We start from the raw sequence: 23791 nt of genomic DNA on the forward strand, positions 1-23791 counted from the left end.
CGGCCCACCCTTGAGCGTTCCCTTCACCGGGGTTTCCGTCACGGCGAGAATCGCCGCCACGGTCTCCCGCACGCTCAACTCCGAGGGGCCGCCCACAGCAGCGATCCACGGCGAGGGCGGGCCCCGTCCGTCAGAGCAGTCGGCAGGACGGTCGGCAGGACAGCCGGAGCCGGCTCACTGGCCGGTCACCACCGCCGCCTGCGGCCGGATCGGGAGGCGGTTGACCGGGCGGCCCGTCGCGGCGCGCACGGCCGACGCGATGGCCGCAGGTGAGGTCACCACCGGTACCGCGCTCACCGCCTTCGCGCCGAAGGGCGCGACCACGTCCCGCTCCTCGACCAGCTTCACGATCCGGATGTCGGGGGCGTCCAGGGCAGTCGGCAGGGAGTAGCCCGTGAGGTCCGGGTGGCGGATCAGGCCACGCGCGGAGCGCAGGTTCTCCGTGAGCGCTATGCCCACACCCTGCGTCACGCCCGCCTCGATGCGCGCCTCCAGCTGGGCCGGGTTGAGCACCCGGCCGACGTCCTGGGCGAGCGCCAGCTCGACCACGCGGACCGAGCCCAGTTCGATGTCGACGTCGACGACCGCGCGGATCGCGCAGAAGGCCATGCCCACGAAGGCGTCGCCCTGGCCGGCGTCGTTGAGCGGTTCGGTCGGGTGGGGGCGGCACTGGGCCGTCGCCCACAGCTCCTTGCCGTCCAACGCCTCGGTGACGGTGGTCGACAGGACACCGTCGTACGACGTGATCTTGCCGTCCGTGATCTGGAGCAGCTCCGTGGACATGCCGAACTTGTGCGCCAGGGGCTGCAGCAGCTGCGTACGCACCATCTTGGCGGCCCGTTCCACCGCGCCGCCCGACACCCAGGTGTGACGGCCGCGGCAACCCGCGCCCGCCGGGGGCTGGTCGGTGTCCACGGGCGCCACGTGCACCTCGTCGATGCCCAGCGTGTCCTGGACGATCTGCCGCGCCAGCGTCGCGAAGCCCTGGCCCGTCTCGACGGCCGCGCACAGCACCGTCGCCACGCCGTCGTGGACCTTCACGGTCGCCGTGGAGACCTCGTCCGCACCCTCGGCGCCGAGCATGTGCACCATGCCCAGGCCGTAGCCCACGCCCCGTCGCACGGCGCCGGGTTCGCCCGCGCCCTCGGGGCCGCCGGGCAGCAGCCACTCGTCCTCGGGTGTGTCCTTGGGGAGCGCCGGCAGGGGGTGGTCCTGTACGGCCTGGAGCAGTTCCGCGACGGGGGCCGGGCATGTCACGGTCTGGCCCGTCGGGAGTACGTCGCCCGTCGCCAGCGCGTTGCGCAGGCGCAGTTCGGCCGGGTCGACGCCGAGCTTCTTGGCCAGCTTGTCCATCTGCGCCTCGTAGGCGGCGCACACCTGCATGGCACCCTCGCCGCGTACGTGACCGGACGGCGGGTTGTTGGTGCGTACGGCCCAGCCCTCGATGAAGGCGTTCGGGACGACGTACGGGCCGCAGGCGAAGGCGACCGCGGCGGCCAGGGCCTCGGAGGACGTGTCGGCGTACGCGCCCGCGTCCAACAGGATCTGCGCCTCGACCTTGACCAACCTGCCCTCGGCGTCCGCGTGGTGGCGGTATCGCAGCAGGGTGGGATGCCGGTGCGTGTGGCCGAGGAAGGACTCCTCGCGCGTGGCCGTGAGCTTCACCGGGCAGCCGGTCTTGAGTGCCAGCAGGCCGAGCGGGAGCTGGAAGCCCTGGTCCTCGCGGTCGGCGGTGGCGCCGGGGACGCCGGTGACGACGACCTTGACGCGCTCGGGCTCCAGGCCGTAGCAGGCGGCGGCGCGGTCGCGGTCGGTGTGCGGGTCGGTCGAGGCGAGGTAGAGCTCCACGCCGCCGTCGGGGCGCGGTACCGCGAGGCCCGCCTCGGCGCCGATGGGGGCCGGGTCCTGGCGGCCGATGCGGTACAGGCCCTCGACGACGATGTCGCCGGCCGCGTCGGGGTCGCCGTGGCGCAGCGGGATGTGGCGGATGAGGTTGCCGTCGGGATGCAGCGGCTCGGCCTCGAAGGCCTGCTCGGGGTCGGTCACCGGATCGAGCAACTCGTACTCGACGATGACGGCCGCGGCGGCCAGGCGCGCGGTGTCCGGGTGGTCGGCGGCCACTGCGGCGATGGGCTCGCCGTGGTGGCGTACGACCTCGGAGGCGAAGACCGGGCGGTCGGCCCTGCCACGGCCCAGCAGCGGGCTGCCCGGCACGTCCTCGTGCGTGACGACGGCCCGGACGCCGGGCATCTCGCGCGCGTGGGTGGTGTCGATGGACGTGATGCGCGCGTGCGGGTGCGGCGAGCGCAGTACGGCCGCCCACAGCAGGCCCTCGGCCCACAGGTCGGCCGCGTACGGGAAGGTGCCCTCGGTCTTGGCACGGGCGTCGGCAGCCGGCAGGGACGCGCCGAGGCCGTGCGGGATCTGATCGGGGGCGGGGGCTGCCTCCGCGGCTGTGGTCGCGGTGGCGGCTTCGTTGCTCACGCCTGGCCTCCGTCCTGGCCGTACGCCTGGTCATGCGGTCCCATGGCACCGGGGGCCTCGAACGCCGAGCGGTGGACCCCGCCGGCTCCAGGGCCTGCCTGGTGAGGGATACGCGGCTCGTCGCCGTCCTGTTCGCCGCCGTCGGCCGCCGAGTGGGCCTCGCGTTCGGCTACGACCTCCTTGACGGCCTCCACCACGCCCCGGTAGCCGGAGCAGCGGCACAGGTTGCCGCACAGCGCCTGGCGGGTCTCCAGCTCGGTCGGGGCCGGATTGCCTTCGAGGAGGTCGTGCACGGTCATCGCCATGCCGGGCACGCAGAAGCCGCACTGCACCGCGCCGCACCGCGCGAGCGCGCGCTGCACGTCGGAGGGCTGCCCGTCGGCGGCCAGGCCCTCGACGGTACGGACCTCGCTTCCGGCGGCGGTGACGGCGGGCACCAGGCAGGACGCCACGAGCCGTCCGTCGACCTGCACGTTGCACGCCCCGCACTCACCCTGCGAGCACCCGTCCTTGGCGCCCGCGAGGCCGAGTCGCTCACGCAGCACGTAGAGCAGCGACTCGCCGATCCAGGCGTCCGAGACGGGCCGGTCGACGCCGTTGACGCGCAGCACGTAGGAGGCGAGGGGGTGTTCCTCGCCGGAGGGCGCCGGTGCGTCGTCGGAGCCGGCGGCCCGTTCGGTCTCCTGGGCGGCCTCGGCGTCGGAGTGGCCCTCCTCGGCCGGCCCGGGCGCGGCGGAAGCCTCTGCCGGGCCCTCTGCGGCCTCTGCGGCGGCCCCGGCGTCCGTGGCGGGGCCGGCGGGCCCGGAAGCGGCCTGTGGGGCCTCTGAAGCGTTTTCGGCGGAGTCCTGGGCGGGCGGCTCGGCGGCGAAGTCGGGTGCGCCACCGGCGGGCTGGTCCTGCGGGTGCGCGGCCGGGCGCTCGCCGGGCTGGTCACCGGAATACGCGCCGGGGTGCCCCGGCCGTCCGGGCACGTGCCCGGCGTCCGTCGGGTGCCCGGCCGCGGGCCCGGCTTCCACCGCTTCCCCGGTCGCCGCCGCGGCGTCCGCGTGCGGTGCCCACGGCTGCCCGGCCGGCTGCGTCGCCCACGGCGCGGGCGCGCCGCCCGGCAGCGTGGCCGGAGGCGTTCCGCCCCACTGCTCGACAAGGGACGATGTGGTGAACTCGCCCGATTCGTCCGGAAGGTCACCGTCGGCGACGGGGATCGACCACTGCCCGGTCACGTCGTGCCGGGGCGCGGCAGCGGCCTCCTGGCCCGCGGCGGTCTCCGAGAAGTTCCACTGCTGGGTGGCCCCGGGGTTGTACTGGAACTGGCCGGTGCCGCCGTCCTGCGGCACGGCGTTGGGGTCGGGCCACTGGGCGCTGCCGTCGGGCGCACCCGCGACCGGCCAGCCGCCCGGGGCGGCCGGGTCCGCACCCGCTCCCGGAGCGGTCGTTATCTGCGGGGGCACATAGCCGTGGCCGCGCGCGGCGAGCGGGCTGTCGGCGGAGGCCAGGAGGGCGTCGATGCCCCCTTCGGGGAGTTTGACGAAGGCGGTCGCGCCGTCGTCGTAGTCTCCGTGGGGCAGCGGGTCCCAGCGGCCCGCGCCCTGGGGCGTGCCCTCTCCGTGCTGGTCGTCGGTCACGACAGCGCCCTCCCCAGTGCTCGTCGGGCCAGCGCGGCGACGGTGCGCCGCAGGTGCAGTACGGCGGGCGGATGCTGCGGTACGGAGCCGTCCTCGGCCGGCGTCGGGTCCGGGATGCAGGCCGCGGAGACGTACTCCCCGAAGGCGTTCAGCGCCTCGGGGACGATCGCGCGGTTGTTGTCCCAGTCGATCAGCTGGGCGACCCAGTGCTCGGCGTCCAGCGGCCTGAGCGGCATCGGCGCTATGGCGCCCACCGCGCACCTGATGCCGCGCCGGGCGGGGTCGAGGACGACGGCGACGGACGCCATGGCGCGCCCCGGGCCGGTGCGGCCGGTGGCCTTGAGGAAGACCTGCGGGGCGTGCAGCAGCGGCACGCGCACGTAGCCGATGAGTTCGCCGGCGCGCAGCATCTCCATGCCGGCCAGCAGGTGCGACACCGGGATCTCCCGGCGGGCTCCGCCCGGGCCCGCGATGATCAGGGTCGCTTCGAGGGCGGCGAGGACCGGCAGGGCGTCACCGGTCGGGGACGCCGAGGCGATGTTTCCGCCCAGGGTGCCCGCGTTGCGGATCTGCGGCGGGCCCGCGGCTCGTGCGGCGGCGGCGAGCGCCGGGATCAGCGCGGCGAAGTCGGGGCGGCCCATGCGCGCGTGCGTGAGGCCTGCACCCAGCAGGGCGTGGCCGTCCTGGTACTGCCAGCCGCGGATCTCGCTGATCTTGCCGAGGCCGACCAGCGCGGCGGGCCTGAGCTGCCCGGAGTTGACGGCGGCCATGAGGTCGGTGCCGCCCGCGACGGGCACGGCGGCGGGCATGGCGGCCAGTGCCGCCACGGCCTCGTCCAGCGTCGTGGGCAGCGTGACGGACTGCGCCGCCTGCGGTGCGTGCGTGGTCAAACCGGCTGCCCCTTCCCGCTGCCCCACCTGGTCCCACCTGTGCTGCCGTACGGTACGTGCTGACAGGGCGGACGTGGCAACTCTGGCACATCTTCGCAGGACCCGAGGACACGGGTCCGCTAGGAGGCATTCGCCCACCTCATCGGGGAGATGGTCCGTTTTCGCACGGCATCACCGGTGAGTACCGATTGACACTCTTCGGTGACACCTTGCCGGTTTTTTTCAATTACCTGTTCGGGGGCGGGCCGTCGATCGGGCGCCCGAGGACCCCGGGGCGCCGCTGCCACGGCCGCGGTCCGGTCGGCGGACGGTACGCGACTCCCAGGGCGTCAAGTCGCCCGTAGTGGGCTGCCATCCGCCGCTCGAAGCCGGCGAAGTCCCGTTCCGCCGGGGCCGGGAGGCTGCTCCAGGCGACCTCGGCGAAGGCGGCGAGGCGCGGGAAGGTCTGGTAGTCCACGCGCGCGTGGTCCTCCATCACCTCGGTCCACACGTTGGCCTGCGTCCCGAGCACGTGCCGGGCCTCGTCCGGCGTCAACTCCGCGGGAACGGGCTCGAACCGATAGACGTCCTCCAGGGTGCGGACGTACCCGATCGGCACCGGCTCGTCGTCGCCCCCGTCCTGACGGTGGTCCAGATACACCTGCTGCTCGGGGCACATGACGACGTCGTGGCCCGCGCGGGCCGCCGCGATGCCGCCCGCGTAGCCGCGCCAGGACGACACGGCCGCGCCCTCCGCGAGCCCGCCCTCCAGGATTTCGTCCCAGCCGATCAGCCTGCGCCCGCGCGCGGCCAGCCACTTGTCGAAGTGGCCGATGAACCACGCCTGGAGCTCGTCCTCGTCCTTCAGACCGAGTTCCCTGATGCGCTCCTGCGCGGTCGGCGACTGCCGCCACTGGTCCTTGAGGCATTCGTCGCCCCCGACATGAATGAACTCCGAGGGGAACAGCTCCAGGAGTTCCTCGAACACCCCCTCGTAGAAGCGCAGGGTGTTGTCAGTGGGGGCGAGTACGTTCGGATTGATCCCCCAGGTGTCCCAGACGGTGAGTGCGGAGGTGTCGATGACGTCGGTGTTGCCGAGTTCCGGGTACGCGGCGATCGCGGCCTGCGAGTGGCCGGGTACGTCGATTTCGGGGACGACGGTGATATGCCGCTCGGCGGCGTACGCGACGATCTCGCGGATGTCGTCCTGGGTGTAGAAGCCACCGTGCGGCTTGTCGTCCCACAGCGGGGAGGCCCGGTGGCCGAATTTGGTACGCGCGCGCCAGGAGCCGACTTCGGTGAGCCGGGGGTACTTCCTGATCTCGACGCGCCAGCCCTGGTCGTCCGTCAGATGGAAGTGGAAGACGTTGAGCTTGTGGGCGGCCATCAGATCGAGATAACGCAGGACGCCGTCCTTGGGCATGAAGTGCCGGGAGACGTCGAGCATGAGGCCGCGCCAGCGGAATCGGGGGGCGTCCTCGATGGTCTGGTGCGGGATTCCGTAGGTGACGCCCGGCCGGACAGGGGCACGCCGGTAGGCGTCCGGCCCGAGCAGCTGGCGCAGCGTCTGGGCGCCCCAGAAGACGCCGGCCGCGCTGCCTCCGCGGATCTCCACGCCCCAGTTGACGACGACGCTGAGTTTGTACGCCTCCGGCTCCAGGGTGTCGTCCAGGTACAGCCGTACGGAGTTGGGGTCGTCCTCCGTCCCCGGCGCCAGCGGCAGACCGAGGGCCGCGCCCACGGTGGAGCGCAGCCAGCGTTCCACGGTCCCCGTACCGGGAGCGGCGTACACGGTGGTGGCCTCGTCCAGCGGGACACCGCAGCGCGTGGGCCCCTCGATCACGCGCGGCGAGGGAATCAGGTCCGTCTCAGGAGTCACGTCAGTCCTTTACCGCTCCGCCCAGCCCCGACACCAGCCGTCGCTGCACGAGCACGAAGAAGATCAGCACCGGAATCGTCATCACCGTCGACGCCGCCATGACGCCGCCCCAGTCCGGCTCGTCCGGCTTGTAGAAGACGAGCAAAGCCATGGGGAGGGTCGACTGCGAAGTGTCGCTGATGATGAAGGACTTGGCGAACAGGAAGTCGTTCCAGGCCGAGATGAAGGAAAACACGCTCGTGGCCACGAGCCCCGGGAAGACCAGCGGGAAAAGGATCTGCCACAGGAATCGCGACCGGCTCGCCCCGTCGATGTACGCGGCCTCCTCCAGCGCCTCGGGAACCGCCTTCACAAACCCCCGCAGCATCCAGATCGCGAACGGCAGCGAGAAGGCGATGTGCGGCAGGATCAGCGAGCCGAGCGTGTTCAGCTGGCCGAAGTCCCGCATGAGGAAGAACAGGGGGATCGCCAGGGCCTCCACCGGCACCATCTGGGCCACCAGAAACATGATCAGCAGGGTGGTCCGGAAGCGGAACCGGAATCGTGTCACCGCGGTTGCCGCGAGAAACGCGATCAGCGCCGAGACGATCACGACCGTGCACGCCACGGCAAGGCTGTTGAGGAAGTAGCGGCCGAATTCGTTCTGCTCGAACACCCGCCGGAAGGAATCCAGGGAAGGGGCCAGCGTCCAGGGCCGCGGCTCGCTGGACTCGATCTCCCCGGTCGGTTTGAAGGCGCTGAGCACCATCCAGTACAGCGGAAACGCCACCACGACGGCGATCAGCAGCGCGGACACCTCCGCGAGCAGCCGCCAGGGCCGCCGTACGAAGGGCAGGGAACCCACGGACTTCACGGACCTCACAGTTCCTCCCCCTGCCTGCGCAGCAGCCGCAGATACACCAGCGTCACCGCCAGCAGGATCAGCAGCATCACGATGCCGATCGCCGAGCCGAGGCTGTACTGCGAGGACGCGAAGGCCTTCTGGTAGGCGTACACGTTCAGCACGAGGTTCTGGCCCGCGATGCCGCCGCCGTTCGTCATGACGTAGATCTGGGTGAAGACCTTGAAGTCCCAGATGACCGACTGGATGGTCACCACCACGAGGATCGGCCGCAGCATCGGCGCCAGCACCGACCGCCAGATCCGCCACTGCGAGGCACCGTCCAGCGCGGCGGCCTCCAGTACCTCGGCCGGTACGGAGCGGATGCCGGCGTACACCGTCACCATCACGAACGGGAAGGAGCACCACACCACTTCGAGCAGGACGAGGAAGAAGGCGCTGAAACGCCCGTACGTCCACGAGTGGTCACCGAGCCCCAGGATGCGGTTCACAGGCCCGAAGTCCGGGTCGAACAGCAGCAACCACACGGTCGACCCGGTGATGGCCGGCGTCGCCCACGCCCCCAGCGCCGCCAGCATCAACGCGAGCCGCGGCACGGCACGCACGCGCGTGAGCAGCACGGCGAGCGCACACCCGACGGCGAGGGTCGACACGACACACGCCGCCGCGAACACCACCGTGGCCAGCAGCACCTGCCAGAACTGGGAGTCCGAGAACAACTCCGAGTAGTTGCCGAACCCCTGGAAGGTGGTGGGCTCCCCACCACTGACCTGCGCCTGCGTGTACTCGAAGAACGAGATCAGCCCGAGCTGATAGATGGGATAGACGAGCAGCCCACCGAGGACGACGAGTGCGGGGGCGAGATAGAGCCAGGGTGTCGTCCGACCGCGCCCACGCGGACGCCCCTGGGGGCGCGGGGCCTTGCTGAATTTGCCGCTACCGCCGCGCGGGCGCGACCAGCCACGATCCACCCGCACCCGCCGACGCTCCACCACCCCCGACCCACTGGGCACCCGCGTCACCCGGCGGAGCCGAACGCGGCGTCCATCTTCGTGGCCGCCTCCCCCGCAGCCGCCGCCACGTCCTTCTTGCCGCTGATGACCTCCTGGAGCATGGTCGGCAGCACGAGCGAGGAGTCGATCTGCGCCCACGCGGGCGACGCGGGGACGAACTTGGTGCCGGCGGACAGGGTCTGCGCGAAGGGCTTGACGTACGGCTCCTCGGCGGCGACCTGCTGCCGTACGTCCGAGAAGGTGGGCAGGAAGCCCATCGCGTCGAACATCGAGGTCTGGGTCTTCTTCGAGGCCAGCTGCTCCATGAGGTCAACGGCCAGCGTGCGGTGCGAGGTGCTCTTCAGGACCCCGATGTTGTTGCCGCCCGCGAACGCCGGCGCGATGGAGCCGGCCTTCACGCCCGGCAGCGGCACGACCGCGTACTTGCCCTTCGCCTTCCCGGCCTCCACGGCCGTGTGGCTGAAGTCGCCGCCGATCGCCATGCCCGCCTTGCCCGCAGCGAACGCGGTGATCGTGTCGTTGCCGCCCATGCCGGCGCACTTGGCGGCGGGACAGTTGTCGTCGCTGAACAGGGACGTGTACGCCTTGATGCCCTTCTGGGCGGCCGCGCTGTCGATGGCGGAGGCGTACGAGCCGCCCTTGCCGGTGGCGAGTTCGCCGCCGTTGGCCCACACGAACGGCATCGCGCCGTACGTGTACGCCCCGCCCACCACGAGTCCGTACAGCTCGGGCTTCGCTGCGCGGATCTTACGGGCCGTCTCGGCCAACTCGTCCATGGTCTTCGGCGCTTCGAGGCCGAGCTCCTCGAAGACGTCCGTGCGGTAGTACAGGGCGCGGACTCCGACGTAGAAGGGCGCGCCGTAGATCCTGCCGTCCACGGTGACGGACTGCTTGGCCGTGGGGTCGGTGTCCTTCGCCTCGCTCCAGGCGCCGAACTCCTTGGTGACGTCGAGGAGTCCGCCGTCCTTCACATAGCCGGCGGTGTCGGTGTTGCCGTACTCCATGACGTCGGGCGCGGACTTCGGGTCGTTGAAGGCGGCCTTGACGCGCTGGGCGCGGGTCTCGATCGGTATGTACTCGACGTCGACCTTCGTGCCCTCGTGGGCCTTCTCGAAGGCGGTGACGACGGAGTCGACGACCTTCTCCTTCGGCTTGTTGCCGACTTCCTGGAAGAGCCAGACCCGCAGGGTGCCGGTCTTCTCGTCCTTGTCGGAGGAGGAGTTGGTGGACGTCTGCGGGGCGCAGGCGGAGACGATCAGGGTGGCTGCCGCGAGAGCGGTGGCCCCAAGGAAACGGACGGACGGCTTCCTGGCGTTCATGGAGTGCTCCTCCGATGGAGTGTTGCAACATGCGCAATGACGGTTTCGCTGTGCACAACACTCGGAGGCTAGGGACTTCATGAACGCGATCACAAGAGGTCTCAACCACTCTGTGACCGGCGAACGCACTCCCTGCAACGCACGGACAGCACAAAGGCCCTCAGGGCGCGCAAAACGCACTCTGAGGGCCTTACGTCTGCCGAACGGAAGGGACCGCTACTTCTTGTCGCCGTCCTTGCCCTTGTCGCCGCCGGCGCCCATGGACTCGTAGATCTCCTTGCACATGGGACACACCGGGTACTTCTTCGGGTCGCGGCCGGGCACCCACACCTTGCCGCAGAGCGCCACGACGGGGGTCCCGTCGAGGGCGCTCGCCATGATCTTGTCCTTCTGGACGTAGTGGGCGAAGCGCTCGTGGTCTCCGTCGCCGTGGGACGTCTGCGGCGTCGGCTCTACGAGGGTTCCCGTACCAGTCCCGCGCTCGGGCTCGAGAGTGCTCATATCGCCAAGGGTACTGAAGCTCACAGGCATCAGTTGAGCGAAGGGTCGTCCGGGTACGTTGCCACCATCGCGAGCTCGTTGCGCTGCCTGCGCAGGACCTCGCGCCAGAGTCTTTCCGGCGACGGCGAGGAGACGTCCCCGGGCTCGGACTCGACGACGTACCAGGCGCCCTCCACCAGCTCGTCCTCCAGTTGGCCGGGCCCCCAGCCGGCGTACCCGGCGAAGATCCTCAGACTGCCCACGGCCGAGGCGAGCAGCTCCGGCGGCGCCTCCAGGTCCACGAGCCCGATGGCGCCGTGCACCCGGCGCCAGCCCAGCGGGGCGCTCTCGCCGTTCGCGTCGCCGGGGATGACGGCGACGCCGAGCGCGGAGTCCAGGGACACCGGGCCGCCCTGGAAGACGACACCGGGTTCGCCGGCGAGGTCCGCCCAGCCCTCCAGGATGTCGCCCACGTCCACGGGCGTCGGACGGTTGAGCACGACACCGAGGGAGCCCTCCTCGTCGTGGTCGAGGAGGAGCACCACCGCGCGGTCGAAGTTCGGGTCCGCCAGGGCGGGCGTGGCCACGAGCAGCCGCCCTGTGAGCGAGGACACCTCGGTCATGCCAGACATGATCCCGCATCTTCCCTTCGCGTGGGGAGGCAATGCCGGTTCGTCGGTGAATGCAGCTCAGGGCGGAAAGGAGCGTCCCCCGGCGCACGGCCGGGACGGTGACCGCTCGTACCCGTGATGGAACGGTTCGTGTTGTGACAGAGCTATGACGTTCCTGAGCCGTACTTGGGCTTACAGAAGGGGGGCCCACGGCGATTACCCTTTCCCTCCTGGCCCCTGCCCAACTCATCGGAACGCGAGATACATGACCGTCAACGACGATGTCCTGCTTGTCCACGGCGGAACCCCGCTGGAGGGCGAGATCCGTGTCCGCGGTGCGAAGAACCTCGTACCGAAGGCCATGGTCGCCGCCCTGCTGGGCAGCGCACCAAGCCGACTGCGCAACGTACCCGACATCCGTGACGTCCGGGTCGTACGCGGTCTGCTCCAACTGCACGGGGTCACGGTCCGTCCGGGTGAGGAACCCGGCGAGTTGGTGATGGACCCCTCCCACGTGGAGAGCGCGAACGTCGCTGACATCGATGCCCACGCGGGTTCGAGCCGCATCCCGATCCTCCTCTGCGGCCCTCTCCTGCACCGCATCGGGCACGCGTTCATCCCCGGCCTCGGCGGCTGCGACATCGGCGGCCGGCCCATCGACTTCCACTTCGAGGTGCTGCGGCAGTTCGGCGCGACCATCGAGAAGCGGGCGGACGGGCAGTACCTGGAGGCTCCGCAGCGGCTGCGCGGCACGAAGATCCGGCTGCCGTACCCGTCCGTGGGTGCGACCGAGCAGGTGCTGCTGACGGCGGTTCTCGCGGAGGGCGTCACGGAGCTGTCCAACGCGGCCGTGGAGCCCGAGATCGAGGACCTCATCTGCGTTCTGCAGAAGATGGGCGCCATCATCGCGATGGACACCGACCGCACGATCCGCATCACCGGTGTGGACATCCTCGGCGGCTACACCCACCGCGCCCTCCCGGACCGCCTGGAGGCGGCCTCCTGGGCGTCCGCGGCGCTCGCGACCGAGGGCAACATCTACGTCCGTGGCGCCCAGCAGCGCTCGATGATGACGTTCCTCAACACCTACCGCAAGGTGGGCGGTGCCTTCGAGATCGACGACGAGGGCATCCGGTTCTGGCACCCCGGTGGCCAGTTGAAGTCCATCGCCCTCGAGACGGACGTGCACCCCGGCTTCCAGACGGACTGGCAGCAGCCGCTGGTGGTGGCCCTGACGCAGGCGACCGGCCTGTCCATCATCCACGAGACGGTCTACGAGTCCCGGCTCGGCTTCACCTCCGCGCTGAACCAGATGGGCGCCCACATCCAGCTCTACCGCGAGTGCCTCGGCAGTTCCGCCTGCCGCTTCGGCCAGCGCAACTTCCTGCACTCCGCGGTCGTCTCCGGCCCCACCAAGCTCCAGGGCGCCGACCTGGTCATCCCCGACCTGCGCGGCGGCTTCTCCTACCTCATCGCGGCCCTGGCGGCCCAGGGCACGTCCCGGGTCCACGGCATCGACCTCATCAACCGTGGCTACGAGAACTTCATGGAGAAGTTGGTCGAGTTGGGCGCGAAGGTGGAACTGCCCGGCAAGGCACTCGGCTGACGACACCTCACGACCCCGGGCGGCCTCAGAGGCTGTCTGCAGGCGCGAACCACGATGGGGCGGCACCCGGTTCCGGGTGCCGCCCCATCGGCGTTTCTACAAGCCGCACGCCGTCCCGTGGCGTACAGACGGCAAGGTCACTTGCCCTTCGCGGCTTCCTTGAGCTTGGAGCCCGCGGAGACCTTCACGCTGTAGCCGGCCGGGATCTGGATCGGGTCGCCGGTCTGCGGGTTGCGCGCGGTGCGAGCGGCACGGTGGGTGCGCTCGAAGGTCAGGAAGCCAGGGATGGTGACCTTCTCGTCGCCCTTGGCGACAACCTCGCCGACGGTCTCGGCGAACGCGGCCAGCACGGCGTCGGCGTCCTTGCGGGTCACCTCGGCACGGTCGGCCAGCGCGGCCACCAGCTCACTGCGGTTCATGTTGTTACTCCCGTGTTCTTCTTGCTGTTGAGGCGTGCCACGCGGCGGAGCCGCATTGGGCACAGCGAAGCCGATGCTGCCAGGGTCCTCGGACAGTCCCCGGACCCGGGTCCGTCCTCGGACCCTCGCGCCCAGAGACGCATCCTGCCCCTACCTGCGGCGGGAAAGCCAATCCGGCACCCGGAGGAGTCGTGAGAACACCCTTGGGAGTCACACGAAGAGAGGGCCTGAGCTTTTCGCGTCACGATAAACGGCAGCAATAGGCCCCAGGTTCCACGACGCGCCGTTACAAGGGCTTGCCGTGGCGATCCTCACAGCCCACACACACTTTTCGGGGCTGTGAGGCAGCGACACCCGGTGATTACTCGACGATTACTCGGCCGAACCCGCCGTGGTGGCGGACTTAGCCGCCTCCCGCACCGCGCCGGCGACCGCACCCGCGACCTTGTCGTTGAACACGCTCGGGATGATGTAGTTCGGGTTCAGCTCGTCCTCGGTCACCACGTCCGCCAGCGCCTTCGCCGCCGCCAGCATCATGTCGGTGTTGACCGTGCGGGACTGCGCGTCCAACAGACCGCGGAAGACGCCCGGGAAGACCAGCACGTTGTTGATCTGGTTCGGGAAGTCGGAGCGGCCCGTGGCCACAACTGCGGCCGTCTGGCGGGCGATTGCCGGATCCACCTCGGGGTCGGGGTTCGCGAGCGCGAACACGATGGCGTCGTCGGCCATGGCGGCCACGTCGTCGCCGTCGAGCACGTTCGGGGCCGAGACGCCGATGAAGACGTCCGCGTCGCGCACGGCCTCCTTCAGCGTGCCCGTCAGGCCCTCGGGGTTGGTGTTGTCGGCGATCCAGCGCAGCGGGGAGTCCGCGGGGGCCTGGCGCAGGTCATCGCGCCCGGCGTGCACGACGCCGTGGATGTCGGCGACGACGGCGTTCTTCACGCCCGCAGCGAGCAGCAGCTTCAGGATGGCCGTACCGGCCGCGCCGGCACCGGACATGACGACGCGGATGTTCTCAATCGCCTTGCCCGCGACACGAAGTGCGTTGGTGAGGGCGGCCAGGACAACGATCGCCGTGCCGTGCTGGTCGTCGTGGAAGACGGGGATGTCGAGGGCCTCACGCAGCCGCGCCTCGATCTCGAAGCAGCGGGGCGCGGAGATGTCCTCCAGGTTGATGCCGGCGAAGCCGGGGGCGATCGCCTTGACGATCTCGACGATCGCGTCGGTGTCCTGGGTGTCGAGGCACAGCGGCCAGGCGTCGATGCCGGCGAACCGCTTGAAGAGGGCCGCCTTGCCCTCCATGACGGGCAGCGCGGCCTTCGGGCCGATGTTGCCCAGGCCCAGCACCGCCGAGCCGTCCGTCACAACCGCAACGGAGTTGCGCTTGATCGTCAGGCGCCGCGCGTCCTCGGGGTTCTCGGCGATCGCCATGCAGACCCGGGCCACACCCGGCGTGTAGATCATGGACAGGTCGTCACGGTTGCGGATGGGGTGCTTGGACTGCATCTCGATCTTGCCGCCGAGGTGCATCAGGAACGTACGGTCGGAGACCTTGCCCAGGGTGACGCCCTCGATGCCGCGCAGCTGCTCGACGATCTCGTCGGCGTGCGCGGTGGAGGTGGCGGCGATGGTGACGTCGATCCGGAGCTTCTCGTGCCCGGAGGCGGTGACGTCGAGGCCGGTGACCGAGCCTCCGTGGGACTCGACGGCCCCGGTGAGCTGGGAGACCGCGGTTCCGCTCGCGGGCACCTCCAGCCGGACCGTCATCGAGTAGGAGACGCTGGGCGCCGTTGCCATGGCCGACTTCCTCTGCTTTCACCTGTGACGCTGGATGCCGTCCGATCGTCGCACCTACCGCCGAGTAGGAGTTAGCCGGGCTTGAATTGCGAACGTATTGTTCGCCACGCCTTCCCATGAAAAGAGACCCACGTCACATTCGTGACGTGGGTCTCTCCAACGTTCATGACACCGACCCGCCATGCTCGCCTCGCGGCAAGTGGTCGCTCGTAGCGACGAAGGTTGGGCCCGGGGGCTTGGATCGAGCCGGTGCCACACCCAGGCTAACAAACCGATCCCGTAGGGCCATTCCCGTACCGGTGGTTCATCCGGATCAATCTCGGAGCAGGTCCGGCACCCCGCTCGCGTCGGGCTCGTCGCGCTCCCCCGACACCACCGTCAGCTGCTGGGTGGCCCGGGTCAGTGCGACGTACAGCACCCGCAGGCCGGCCGGGGACTCGTCGGCGATCTCCGCCGGGGAGACGACGACCGTCGCGTCGTACTCCAGCCCCTTCGCCTCCAGGCTGCCGAGCGCCACGACCCGGTCGCCGAGCCCGGCGAGCCACTTGGCCGCCTCCTCCCGCCGCTGCATCGCGACCACGACGCCGACCGTGCCGTCGACCCGGTCCAGCAGTCGGGCGGCCTCCTCGCGGACCGTCTGCGCGAGGGAGTCCCGCACGACGGTGAAGCGTGGCTCGACGCCGGTCGAACGCACCGCCGACGGGGCCGTCGAGCCCGGCATGGCGAGGGTCAGCACCTTCGCCGCCAGCTGGGCGATCTCGGCCGGGTTGCGGTAGTTCACAGTGAGCTGGAAGCGGCGGCGCGGGCGGGTGCCGAGGGCCTCGTCACGGGCCTCGGCCGCCTCGTCGACGTCGGACCAGGAGGACTGGGCCGGGTCGCCGACGACCGTCCAGGTGGCGTGCCGGCCGCGGCGGCCGAGCATGCGCCACTGCATCGGAGTGACGTCCTGGGACTCGTCGACAATGACGTGGGCGTACTCGGTGCGCTCGGCCGCCAGCCGCTCGGCGCGCTCGCGCTGCGACTCCTCGCGCACCGGCATCAGCTCCTCCAGGCCGGTGAGCTGGTCGAGCGGGTCCAGCTCGCGCCTCTTCTTCGGGCGGGCCGGGGTGCCGAGGATCGACTGGAGCTCGTCGAGCATGGCGATGTCGTGCACGGAGTACCCGTCCCGCTTCAGCGAGCGGGCGACCTTGCGCACCTCGCCGGGGTTGAGGACCCGGCGGGCCCATCGGCCGAGGCGTCGCTCGTCGGCCATCGCCGTCAGGACCGCCTTCGGGGTCAGCTCCGGCCACCAGGCATCGACGAAGGCGATGAAGCTGTCCTCCGACATCACGTCCTCGTCGAAGGAGGCGCGCAGCTCGGCGGCGAGCTCCGGGTCGGTGTGCCGACTGGCGCCGCCCGACTGCGCCCACAGGGCGTCGAGCAGCAGCTTGCGGGCGCGCGGGCGCAGCAGGTTCACGGGTGCGGTGCCGCTCAGCGCGGTGCGGCGGATACGTTCCAGCGCGTCGGCCTCCAGCTCAAGACGGCGCCCGAAGGCGACCACGCGCAGCCGGGTGGGGGGTGCGGCGGGGGGCTGTGCGGAGGGGTCGTCGTCGCCGAAGGCGAGCTGTCCCGTCCGGTTCACCGCCGTGTCGCCGACGGCGGGACGACGCGCATCGGCCCCGCTGCCCGGCCCCAGCTCCAGCGCGCCCCGCGCCGCTTTTCGCAGCACCTTGAGCATGCGGTACGAGCCCTTGGCGCGGGCCGTGGCCGGGGAGTCGTACAGCGTGGCCTCGGCACCGTCGACGAGGGAGCCGATCGCGCGGATCGCGACCTGGCCCTCCTCGCCCAGCGACGGGAGGACGCCCTCGGTGTACGCCACCAGCAGCGGGGTCGGCGAGACGATCAGGATGCCGCCCGCGTACCGGCGCCGGTCCTGGTAGAGCAGATAGGCGGCGCGGTGCAGTGCGACGGCGGTCTTGCCGGTGCCGGGGCCGCCCTCGACGTACGTCACGGAGGCGGCGGGCGCCCGGATGACCAGGTCCTGCTCGGCCTGGATGGACGCCACGATGTCCCGCATGGTGTGGCTGCGGGCCTGGCCGAGGGCGGCCATGAGGGCGCCGTCACCGATGACGGGCAGTTCGTCGCCGCCGAGGAACGCCTTGAGCTCGGGGCGCATCAGGTCGTCCTCGACGCCGAGTACCCGTCGCCCCTTGGAGCGGATGACCCGGCGCCGTACGACCCGCCCGGGGTCGACCGGCGTGGAGCGGTAGAAGGGCGCCGCGGCCGGGGCCCGCCAGTCGATGACCAGCGGGGCGTAGTCCTGGTCGAGCACGCCGATGCGGCCGATGTGCAGGGTCTCGGCGATGTCGGCGGTGTTGTCCTCGCGGATCGCGCCCTCGGCGGGCTCGACGGCGGTGTACGCGCCGTCGGGCCCCTTCTTGCCGTCCTTGCCGGGCAGCAGGTCGATACGGCCGAAGAGGAAGTCCTCGAACTCGTTGTTGAGCCGATTGAGGTGGACACCTGCGCGAAAGACCTGCGCGTCCCGTTCGGCGAGCGCACCGGGCGTGCCGACCTGGCCGCGCTGGGCCGCGTCGTTCATGAGGAACTCCGCCTCGTGGATCTTCTCCTCGAGGCGCTGGTACACCCGGTCCAGGTGTACCTGTTCGACGCCGATCTCCCGATCTCTCAGGGAGTCTTCGAGCGCGGTTTCCTGTGGAGCCTGAGCGGCCACCGGGCCCCCTTCTGACGTGCTGGGCAGCCGTCAACCGTACGCGAAGGGGACCCGGAATTGCTACGGCGACTACACGTCCACCTCGACGATCTTCTTTCCGTCGAAGTCCATGACCTCTACGTGATCGACATCGTCGGGGGCCATGGACACGCCGCCGCTGACGTAGAGCGGGTTCCTGGCCTGCTCGGTCTTGGCGTCCGGGATGCCGTAGCCCCACTTCGGGACGGACCAGGAGGCGGCCGTCTCGCGCTCGCCGTCCTTGCTGACGAAGATCAGGGAACACTTGAGCGGACCCTTGACGCCCTTGAGTTCAAGGGCGGTCTCGGTGCCCCACAGCTTCTCCGACATGGCGACGGTCGCGCTGGCACCGGTCGTCGCGTCGGTCCCCGAGACCTTGTTCTCGATGCCCGCGAACAGGTCCTTGGCGGGGTTGGCCGCCTGCACGGTCCGGTTGCCCTCGCTGTCCCCGGCGCCGTCGCTGCCGTTCGTCGCCACGGCCACGAACGGACCGCCGACGATCAGCGCGGCCGCCGCGGCCACCATGTAGAAGCTGCGCCGGCGCTTCTGGGCGCGGCGCTCGGCGACCTCGTCGACAAGCTTGTTCACCAGGCGCGGGCTGGGCTTCGCCGACAGGGACTCGCCGATCGCGGGTGAACCGGAACCGGGCAGGTCCGCGAGCGCGGCCAGCATCGGTTCCATCCCGGCGAGTTCGTCCAGTTGCTGGGCGCACCATTCGCAGGTCGCGAGATGTGCCTCGAAAGCGGTTGCCTCGGCGTCGTCGAGAATCCCGAGGGCATAGGCGCCGACGGTCTCGTGTTCGCTCGGAACCGGATGTCCCGTCATGGGTCCAGACATACCCGAACCGCCCATCCCGAATCCCTGGTTTCCCCCGTAAACACTCATCACGCCGTCACCCCCCGCTCCTCCAGTGCCAGCTTCATCGACCGCAGGGCATAGAAGACCCTTGAGCGAACAGTGCCGCTGGGTATGCCCAGCGTCTCGGCCGCCTCATTGACCGTACGCCCCTTGAAGTACGTCTCGACCAGGACTTCCCGGTGGGCGGGCGTCAGGTCGTCGAGTGCGTCCGACAGCGTCATCAGCCACAGCGCCTTGTCGATCTCGTCCTCCGCGGGGATGACCTCCAGCGGCGACGGATCGACCTCCTGCGGCCGGGCCTGCCGGCTGCGGTGGCCGTCGATGACGATGCGCCGGGCGACCGTCACCAGCCAGGGGCGTACCGATCCGGTCGCTCGATTGAGCTGTCCGGCGTTCTTCCAGGCACGGATGAGCGTCTCCTGCACAACGTCCTCTGCTCGTTGCCGATCACCGGCGACCAGTCGAAGGACATACGCAAGGAGGGGTCCGGCGTGCTCTCTGTACAGCGCACGCATCAGCTCCTCATCAGGTTCCGAGGGCTGGGACATGCGATGTCGGGCCCTCGATCCACGTTCATTGGCCACGACGGAATCCTTGCGCACGCCCACCTCCGATGTCCGGGGGTTCCCCCAGTCGGTCGCTCGACTACCCGTACGCAAGCGGCGCTTTGAGTGTTCAAACAGAGGCGACAGTTTTCTTCGGAGTGACGTGACGAGCGGGACATGGCAGCACATTCCCACCGTGCGATCTTTACATTTCCGTCACATCGGCAAGATCGAAAGAGCTCTTCCCTACGGCCCCGTAGGTAAACGACGTGTAATCGAAATCACTTCGACAGCCGTTCCACAGAAGCCGCATAACGGACTGTCAGGCTCGGGTGAGTGCCGCGCGGCGACGGTGCCTGGCCACTCTTTCGCGGTTCCCGCAGACCTCACTGGAGCACCAGCGCCTCCTGCGCCCCCGGGACGTATCGACATAAACGATCGGACAGTTGTCGCCCTCGCACTCCCGCAGCCCGGCCCGCGCGGCCGGATCGGTGAGCAGTTCCAGGGTGTCCCGCGCGATGGCGCCGAGCAGGGCGGCACACTCGGGCGGGTGATCCAACTGCCGTACGAGGGTGCCGTCTTCCCCCCTGACGGCACGGGGGGCCGGTGGCGCCACGCGGGCGATGTCGTTCACGCGGGCGAGCGCGATGTCGTACGACGGTCTGTCGTACGACGACCAGCGCTCGGGGGCGAGTCCGCCGCGCACCAACTGGCCGATACGTTCGCGTAGTTCGCAAAAGCCCGCGAGCCAGGAGGCGTCGGCGTGGGTCAGAGGCGTGCCCGGCGGGGCGAGGCCGGCCCCGACGATCCAGGCGCACAACACCTCGACGGACTCGAACCGTTCCTCGGGGTGCGTGGTCGCGAGGAGATCCAGACAGATCCGCCCGGCGTCGAACCGCAGCTCGAACGCGCCCGTGGCCGTACCCAGTGCCATGTGCCTGTCACCGCCTAGGGGTCACCCCGGTCATGAGGGGTCGGTGAGATGCCGTGAGGAGAGCTGGGGAGAACCGTTCCCCCTAACAGTGCCTGCCCGGAGGCGGGGCCGGAACCCCTCGTACCGCCTGCGGGCCTGGACGTCCGCGTATGGAGCTGCGCGGGACGGCCATGTCCGGTGCGCCTGCGGGCCCGTTGACTGGAGGGCATGACCACAACACGGAACAGCAAAGTCGTGGGGACCGTGCTGGGCGCGGCCACGGTCGCGATGGGGCTGATCGCCGGGGCCTTCCACATCTTCGCCTGCGGGGTGATGCCGGGGTTGGCGCGCAGCGATGACCGGGTGTACGTCGAGGTCATGCGCGACATCAACGACGCGTTCGAGAACCCGGTGTTCTTCCTGAGCTTCTTCGGGGCGCTGGTGCTGACGGGCGTATCGGCGTGGCAGGTCCGCGGGACGTCCTACCGGGGGTGGGTATGGGCGGCGGCGACCGCGTACGGGCTGGCCTTCGTGGTCACCGTCCTGTTCAACATCCCGCTGAACGACAACCTGAAGGGGGCCGGTGATCCGACCGCCCTGCGGGAGGAGTTCGAGGACCCGTGGCTGGCGTGGAATGCCGTACGGACGGTGCTGTCGACGGTGGCGGTGGGGTGCCTGGGGCGGGCGCTGGTGGAACACGGGCGTTCCCAACGCAGGTCAGCGCCACTCAGCCCGTCCGGCGTTTGAAGGGGGGACTTGAGGGGGCTCCGACGCCGAGTGCCTCCCTACACGTCGGCGTACTTCGCGTCCGCCGCTGGGTCCAGCGCCAGCCGGTACCCCCGCTTCACCACCGTCTGGATCAGCTTCGGCGCCCCCAGGGCCGTACGGAGCCGGGCCATCGCCGTCTCCACGGCGTGCTCGTCGCGGCCGGCACCCGGCAAGGCACGCAGCAGCTCCGCGCGGGACACCACCCAGCCAGGCCGTCGGGACAGGGCCCGCAGCAGGGACATGCCCGCGGGCGGTACGGGGCGCAGCGCACTGTCGACCAGGACCGCGTGGCCCCGGATCTCCACCCGGTGCCCGGCGATCGGCAGCGACCGGGCCCGCCCGGGCAGCTCCTGGCACAGCAGCTGGACCAGCGGTCCGAGCCGGAAGCGCTCGGGCTGGACCGTGTCGACGCCGAGCGCCTGCAGGGGCAGTGCGGTGACGGGGCCGACGCAGGCCGGCAGGACGTCGTGGTTGAGGGCGGCGAGCATTTCGGGAAGCAGCCCGCGTTCCTCGGCCCTCGACAGCAGGGACGCCGCGGCCGGGGCGCTGGTGAAGGTGAGGGCGTCCAGGCCCCGGGAGACGGCCGCGTCCAGCAGCCGGTCGACAGGCCCGATGTCCTCCGGCGGCAGCCACCGGTACACCGGCACCCCGAGCACCTCCGCTCCCCCGGCCCGCAAAGCCTCCACGAATCCGGGCAGCGGCTCACCGTGCAGCTGGATGGCGACCCGGCGCCCCTCGACGCCCTCCTCCAACAGCCGGTCCAGCACCTCTGCCATGGACTCGCTGGACGGCGACCACTCCTCCGTCAGCCCGGCGGCCCGTACCGCGCCCTTGACCTTGGGACCGCGCGCGAGCAGCTCGACGCCGCGCAGCCGTTCCAGCAGGTCCTCGCCGAGCCCCCAGCCGTCGGCGGCCTCGATCCAGCCCCGGAAGCCGATCGCGGTGGTGGCGATCACGACGTCCGGCGTCCGCTGGATGATCTCCTTGGTGGCGGCGAGCAGTTCACTGTCGTCCGCCAGCGGCACGATGCGCAGGGCAGGGGCGTGCAGTACGGCGCCGCCGCGCCGCTGAAGCAACGCCCCGAGCTCGTCGGCGCGGCGCGCGGCGGTCACGCCCACGGTGAATCCCGCGAGGGGCCCGTGTTCGGGTTGCTGCTGTTTGTCGTACATAACTCTCGTCCCGCACTCGAGTTGTGATGCCTGCACCAGGGTCTCCCACCGGGGTCGGCGGGAGCGGCTCCTGATCTTCCGGCTCCAGATCTCCTGACTCCTGGTCTTCTGACTCCTGGTCTTCTGGTTCCCGATCGCGCCCTTGGTGTTACACCTGTATGCCGAGCGAGCCTGTCAACGGTGCGTGACAGGCTCGGTTCGGCTTGATGTCGGTGGTGTTACGTCACACCTCGGCGTAGCTGAGCTGCGGCTTTGCCTCGGCGGCCGGTGTCGTGTCGGTCTGCGCGGCCGCCGGGCGGCGAAGGTATACGGCCCAGGTGACCGCGAAGCAGAGGCCGTAGAAGGCGAGGAAGGCGACGAAGGCGCCGGTACCGGAGCCCACGGTGAGGAAGGACTGGCGGAAGGCGAGGTTGATGCCCAGTCCGCCGAGCGCGCCGACCGCGCCGATGAGCCCCATGGAGGCACCGGAGAGCCTGCGCCCGTAGGCGGCGGCCTCCTCACCTTCGAGCCCCTTGGCGACGGCCTTCGCGTGGAAGATGCCGGGGATCATCTTGAAGGTCGAGCCGTTGCCGAGGCCGCTGAGCACGAACAGGGCGATGAACGCGGTGGTGAACAGCGGCAGCGACTTCTGCATCGAGGCCACGATGATGACCGCGGTCGCGGCGGCCATGGCGACGTAGTTCCACAGCGTGATCTTGGCACCGCCGAACCGGTCGGCGAGCGAGCCGCCGAGGGGCCGGATCAGGGAGCCGAGCAGCGGGCCGATGAAGGTGACGTAGGCGGCCTGGAGCGGCGTACGGCCGAACTGGGTCTGGAGCACCAGCCCGAAGGCGAAGGAGTACCCGATGAACGAACCGAAGGTGCCGACGTAGAGGAAGGACATGATCCAGGTGTGGGCGTCCTTCGCGGCGTCCTTGGCGGCGCCGGTGTCGTTGCGCACGGACGAGATGCTGTCCATCTTGAGCCACGCAAGGACGGCGGCGATCACGATGAACGGGATGTAGATCCCGAGCAGCAGGCGCGGCCCGCCACTGGCACCGATGACCGCGAGCCCGACGAGCTGCACGACGGGCACGCCGATGTTGCCGCCGCCGGCGTTCAGGCCGAGCGCCCACCCCTTCTTACGGAGCGGGAAGAAGGCGTTGATGTTGGTCATGCTGGAGGCGAAGTTGCCGCCGCCGACGCCGGCCAGCATCGCGCACAGCAGGAAGGTCGTGAACGACGTCCCCGGCTCCATCGCGACGAACGCGGCGACCGTGGGTACCAGCAGCAGGCTCGCCGAGACGACCGTCCACATCCGGCCACCGAAGACGGCGACGGCGAAGGTGTACGGGACGCGGACGATGGCACCGACCAGCGTGGCCATCGAGACGATCGTGAACTTGTCCGCGGGGGTGAGCCCGTACTCCGGCCCCATGAACAGCACCATCACCGACCACAGGGTCCAGATCGAGAACCCGATGTGCTCGGAGAGGACGGAGAAGAACAGATTCCGCCGGGCGACCTTCTCCCCGGTCTCCTCCCAGAAGGTCTCGTCCTCGGGGTCCCAGTGATCGATCCAGCGGCCTCCCCTGCTCGCGGCGGGGGCTGTGCTCGGGGCTGTCATGACGCCTCCACGGTTCCTTCGGGGCTCGATCGCTCTCGATCGCTCTACGAGTGGCTGATCCCGAAGGTAGGGAGGGCTCGTTTCCGGGCTGTGGCATCGGGTGACCGGAAAGGAACTTTGCTCTCACGCTGGGGGGAGGGGGGATGAGAGGTTCTGGTAGCCGTGCCCTGTGTAATCCCTGTGTAAGGGGAGAGCGAGCGGGCCACGTGGACGTCAGGGCTGCTGCGGGGCTGCCGGTGGGGTTCTGCTGGGGGGTGCGGGGCT

The 23791-nt window shown here is 70.2% G+C and carries 19 protein-coding genes and 1 pseudogene; 2 read left to right on the forward strand and 18 right to left on the reverse strand.

Going from position 1 to position 23791, the window contains the following annotated elements; genetic code table 11:
* Window positions 1-174 precede the first annotated feature (174 nt).
* From AB5J55_RS16195 to AB5J55_RS16240, 10 genes and pseudogenes are all read right to left on the reverse strand, one after another.
* Window positions 175-2484 (reverse strand): xanthine dehydrogenase family protein molybdopterin-binding subunit, encoded by a 2310-nt coding sequence (locus tag AB5J55_RS16195; protein WP_369271359.1) that lies wholly within the window; start codon window positions 2482-2484, stop codon window positions 175-177.
* Window positions 2481-3500, reverse strand: coding sequence for a 2Fe-2S iron-sulfur cluster-binding protein (locus AB5J55_RS16200; RefSeq protein ID WP_369271360.1), 1020 nt, complete (start codon window positions 3498-3500; stop codon window positions 2481-2483). Before AB5J55_RS16200 ends, AB5J55_RS16195 begins: the two co-directional genes overlap by 4 nt.
* Window positions 3478-3576, reverse strand: a pseudogene (locus AB5J55_RS16205) (IS5/IS1182 family transposase); the annotation flags it as partial. The pseudogene AB5J55_RS16205 and the gene AB5J55_RS16200, both read right to left, overlap by 23 nt.
* 526 nt (window positions 3577-4102) lie before the next feature.
* Window positions 4103-4996: a xanthine dehydrogenase family protein subunit M gene (locus AB5J55_RS16210; protein ID WP_369271361.1), complete on the reverse strand. Its 894-nt coding sequence runs from the start codon at window positions 4994-4996 to the stop codon at window positions 4103-4105.
* Between the two features lie 226 nt (window positions 4997-5222).
* Window positions 5223-6854 carry a beta-N-acetylhexosaminidase gene (locus tag AB5J55_RS16215; protein ID WP_369271362.1) on the reverse strand — a complete coding sequence of 544 codons (1632 nt, stop codon included), beginning with the start codon at window positions 6852-6854 and terminating at the stop codon, window positions 5223-5225.
* Between the two features lies 1 nt (window position 6855).
* Window positions 6856-7707 carry a carbohydrate ABC transporter permease gene (locus AB5J55_RS16220; protein ID WP_369271363.1) on the reverse strand — a complete coding sequence of 284 codons (852 nt, stop codon included), beginning with the start codon at window positions 7705-7707 and terminating at the stop codon, window positions 6856-6858.
* 5 nt (window positions 7708-7712) lie between these two features.
* Window positions 7713-8672, reverse strand: a complete 960-nt coding sequence (locus AB5J55_RS16225) for a carbohydrate ABC transporter permease (protein ID WP_369276200.1) — start codon at window positions 8670-8672, stop codon at window positions 7713-7715.
* Window positions 8673-8713: 41 nt separating this feature from the next.
* The gene (locus AB5J55_RS16230) at window positions 8714-10027 is read right to left on the reverse strand and encodes an extracellular solute-binding protein (protein ID WP_369271364.1); all 1314 of its coding nucleotides are present in this window, start codon (window positions 10025-10027) and stop codon (window positions 8714-8716) included.
* Window positions 10028-10243: 216 nt separating this feature from the next.
* The gene (locus AB5J55_RS16235) at window positions 10244-10528 is read right to left on the reverse strand and encodes a DUF3039 domain-containing protein (protein ID WP_328427332.1); all 285 of its coding nucleotides are present in this window, start codon (window positions 10526-10528) and stop codon (window positions 10244-10246) included.
* Between the two features lie 29 nt (window positions 10529-10557).
* Window positions 10558-11130: a YqgE/AlgH family protein gene (locus AB5J55_RS16240; protein WP_030054423.1), complete on the reverse strand. Its 573-nt coding sequence runs from the start codon at window positions 11128-11130 to the stop codon at window positions 10558-10560.
* A gap of 253 nt (window positions 11131-11383) precedes the next feature.
* Here AB5J55_RS16240 and murA point away from each other — a divergent pair, with 253 nt between their 5' ends.
* On the forward strand, window positions 11384-12724 hold the full coding sequence (gene murA, locus AB5J55_RS16245) for a UDP-N-acetylglucosamine 1-carboxyvinyltransferase (RefSeq protein WP_369271365.1): 1341 nt from the start codon (window positions 11384-11386) through the stop codon (window positions 12722-12724).
* 137 nt (window positions 12725-12861) lie between these two features.
* On the opposite strand, the gene AB5J55_RS16250 is transcribed toward murA, so the two are convergent.
* From AB5J55_RS16250 to AB5J55_RS16275, 6 genes are all read right to left on the reverse strand, one after another.
* On the reverse strand, window positions 12862-13143 hold the full coding sequence (locus tag AB5J55_RS16250; protein ID WP_007498188.1) for an HU family DNA-binding protein: 282 nt from the start codon (window positions 13141-13143) through the stop codon (window positions 12862-12864).
* 372 nt (window positions 13144-13515) lie between these two features.
* Window positions 13516-14940: an NAD-dependent malic enzyme gene (locus AB5J55_RS16255; RefSeq protein ID WP_369271366.1), complete on the reverse strand. Its 1425-nt coding sequence runs from the start codon at window positions 14938-14940 to the stop codon at window positions 13516-13518.
* Between the two features lie 313 nt (window positions 14941-15253).
* Window positions 15254-17650 carry a UvrD-helicase domain-containing protein gene (locus tag AB5J55_RS16260; RefSeq protein ID WP_369271367.1) on the reverse strand — a complete coding sequence of 799 codons (2397 nt, stop codon included), beginning with the start codon at window positions 17648-17650 and terminating at the stop codon, window positions 15254-15256.
* 69 nt (window positions 17651-17719) lie between these two features.
* A complete protein-coding gene (locus AB5J55_RS16265) occupies window positions 17720-18493 on the reverse strand; it encodes an anti-sigma factor (RefSeq protein WP_369271368.1) in 774 nt (257 codons plus the stop codon).
* A gap of 59 nt (window positions 18494-18552) precedes the next feature.
* Complete coding sequence (locus AB5J55_RS16270; RefSeq protein ID WP_010039908.1) at window positions 18553-19074, reverse strand: sigma-70 family RNA polymerase sigma factor; 522 nt, start codon at window positions 19072-19074, stop codon at window positions 18553-18555.
* Window positions 19075-19393: 319 nt separating this feature from the next.
* Window positions 19394-20005 (reverse strand): ABATE domain-containing protein, encoded by a 612-nt coding sequence (locus tag AB5J55_RS16275; RefSeq protein WP_369271369.1) that lies wholly within the window; start codon window positions 20003-20005, stop codon window positions 19394-19396.
* A 207-nt stretch (window positions 20006-20212) separates the two neighbouring features.
* Between AB5J55_RS16275 and AB5J55_RS16280 the strand changes: the two genes are divergently transcribed.
* A complete protein-coding gene (locus AB5J55_RS16280; protein ID WP_369271370.1) occupies window positions 20213-20731 on the forward strand; it encodes a DUF1772 domain-containing protein in 519 nt (172 codons plus the stop codon).
* A 38-nt stretch (window positions 20732-20769) separates the two neighbouring features.
* Here the strand turns inward: AB5J55_RS16280 and AB5J55_RS16285 are convergent, their stop codons facing one another.
* Complete coding sequence (locus tag AB5J55_RS16285; RefSeq protein ID WP_369271371.1) at window positions 20770-21921, reverse strand: uroporphyrinogen-III synthase; 1152 nt, start codon at window positions 21919-21921, stop codon at window positions 20770-20772.
* Window positions 21922-22144: 223 nt separating this feature from the next.
* Complete coding sequence (locus AB5J55_RS16290) at window positions 22145-23527, reverse strand: nitrate/nitrite transporter (protein WP_369271372.1); 1383 nt, start codon at window positions 23525-23527, stop codon at window positions 22145-22147.
* Window positions 23528-23791 lie beyond the last annotated feature (264 nt).

This window comes from Streptomyces sp. R11, from assembly GCF_041051905.1.
In the GTDB taxonomy this organism is placed as follows: Bacteria; Actinomycetota; Actinomycetes; order Streptomycetales; family Streptomycetaceae; genus Streptomyces.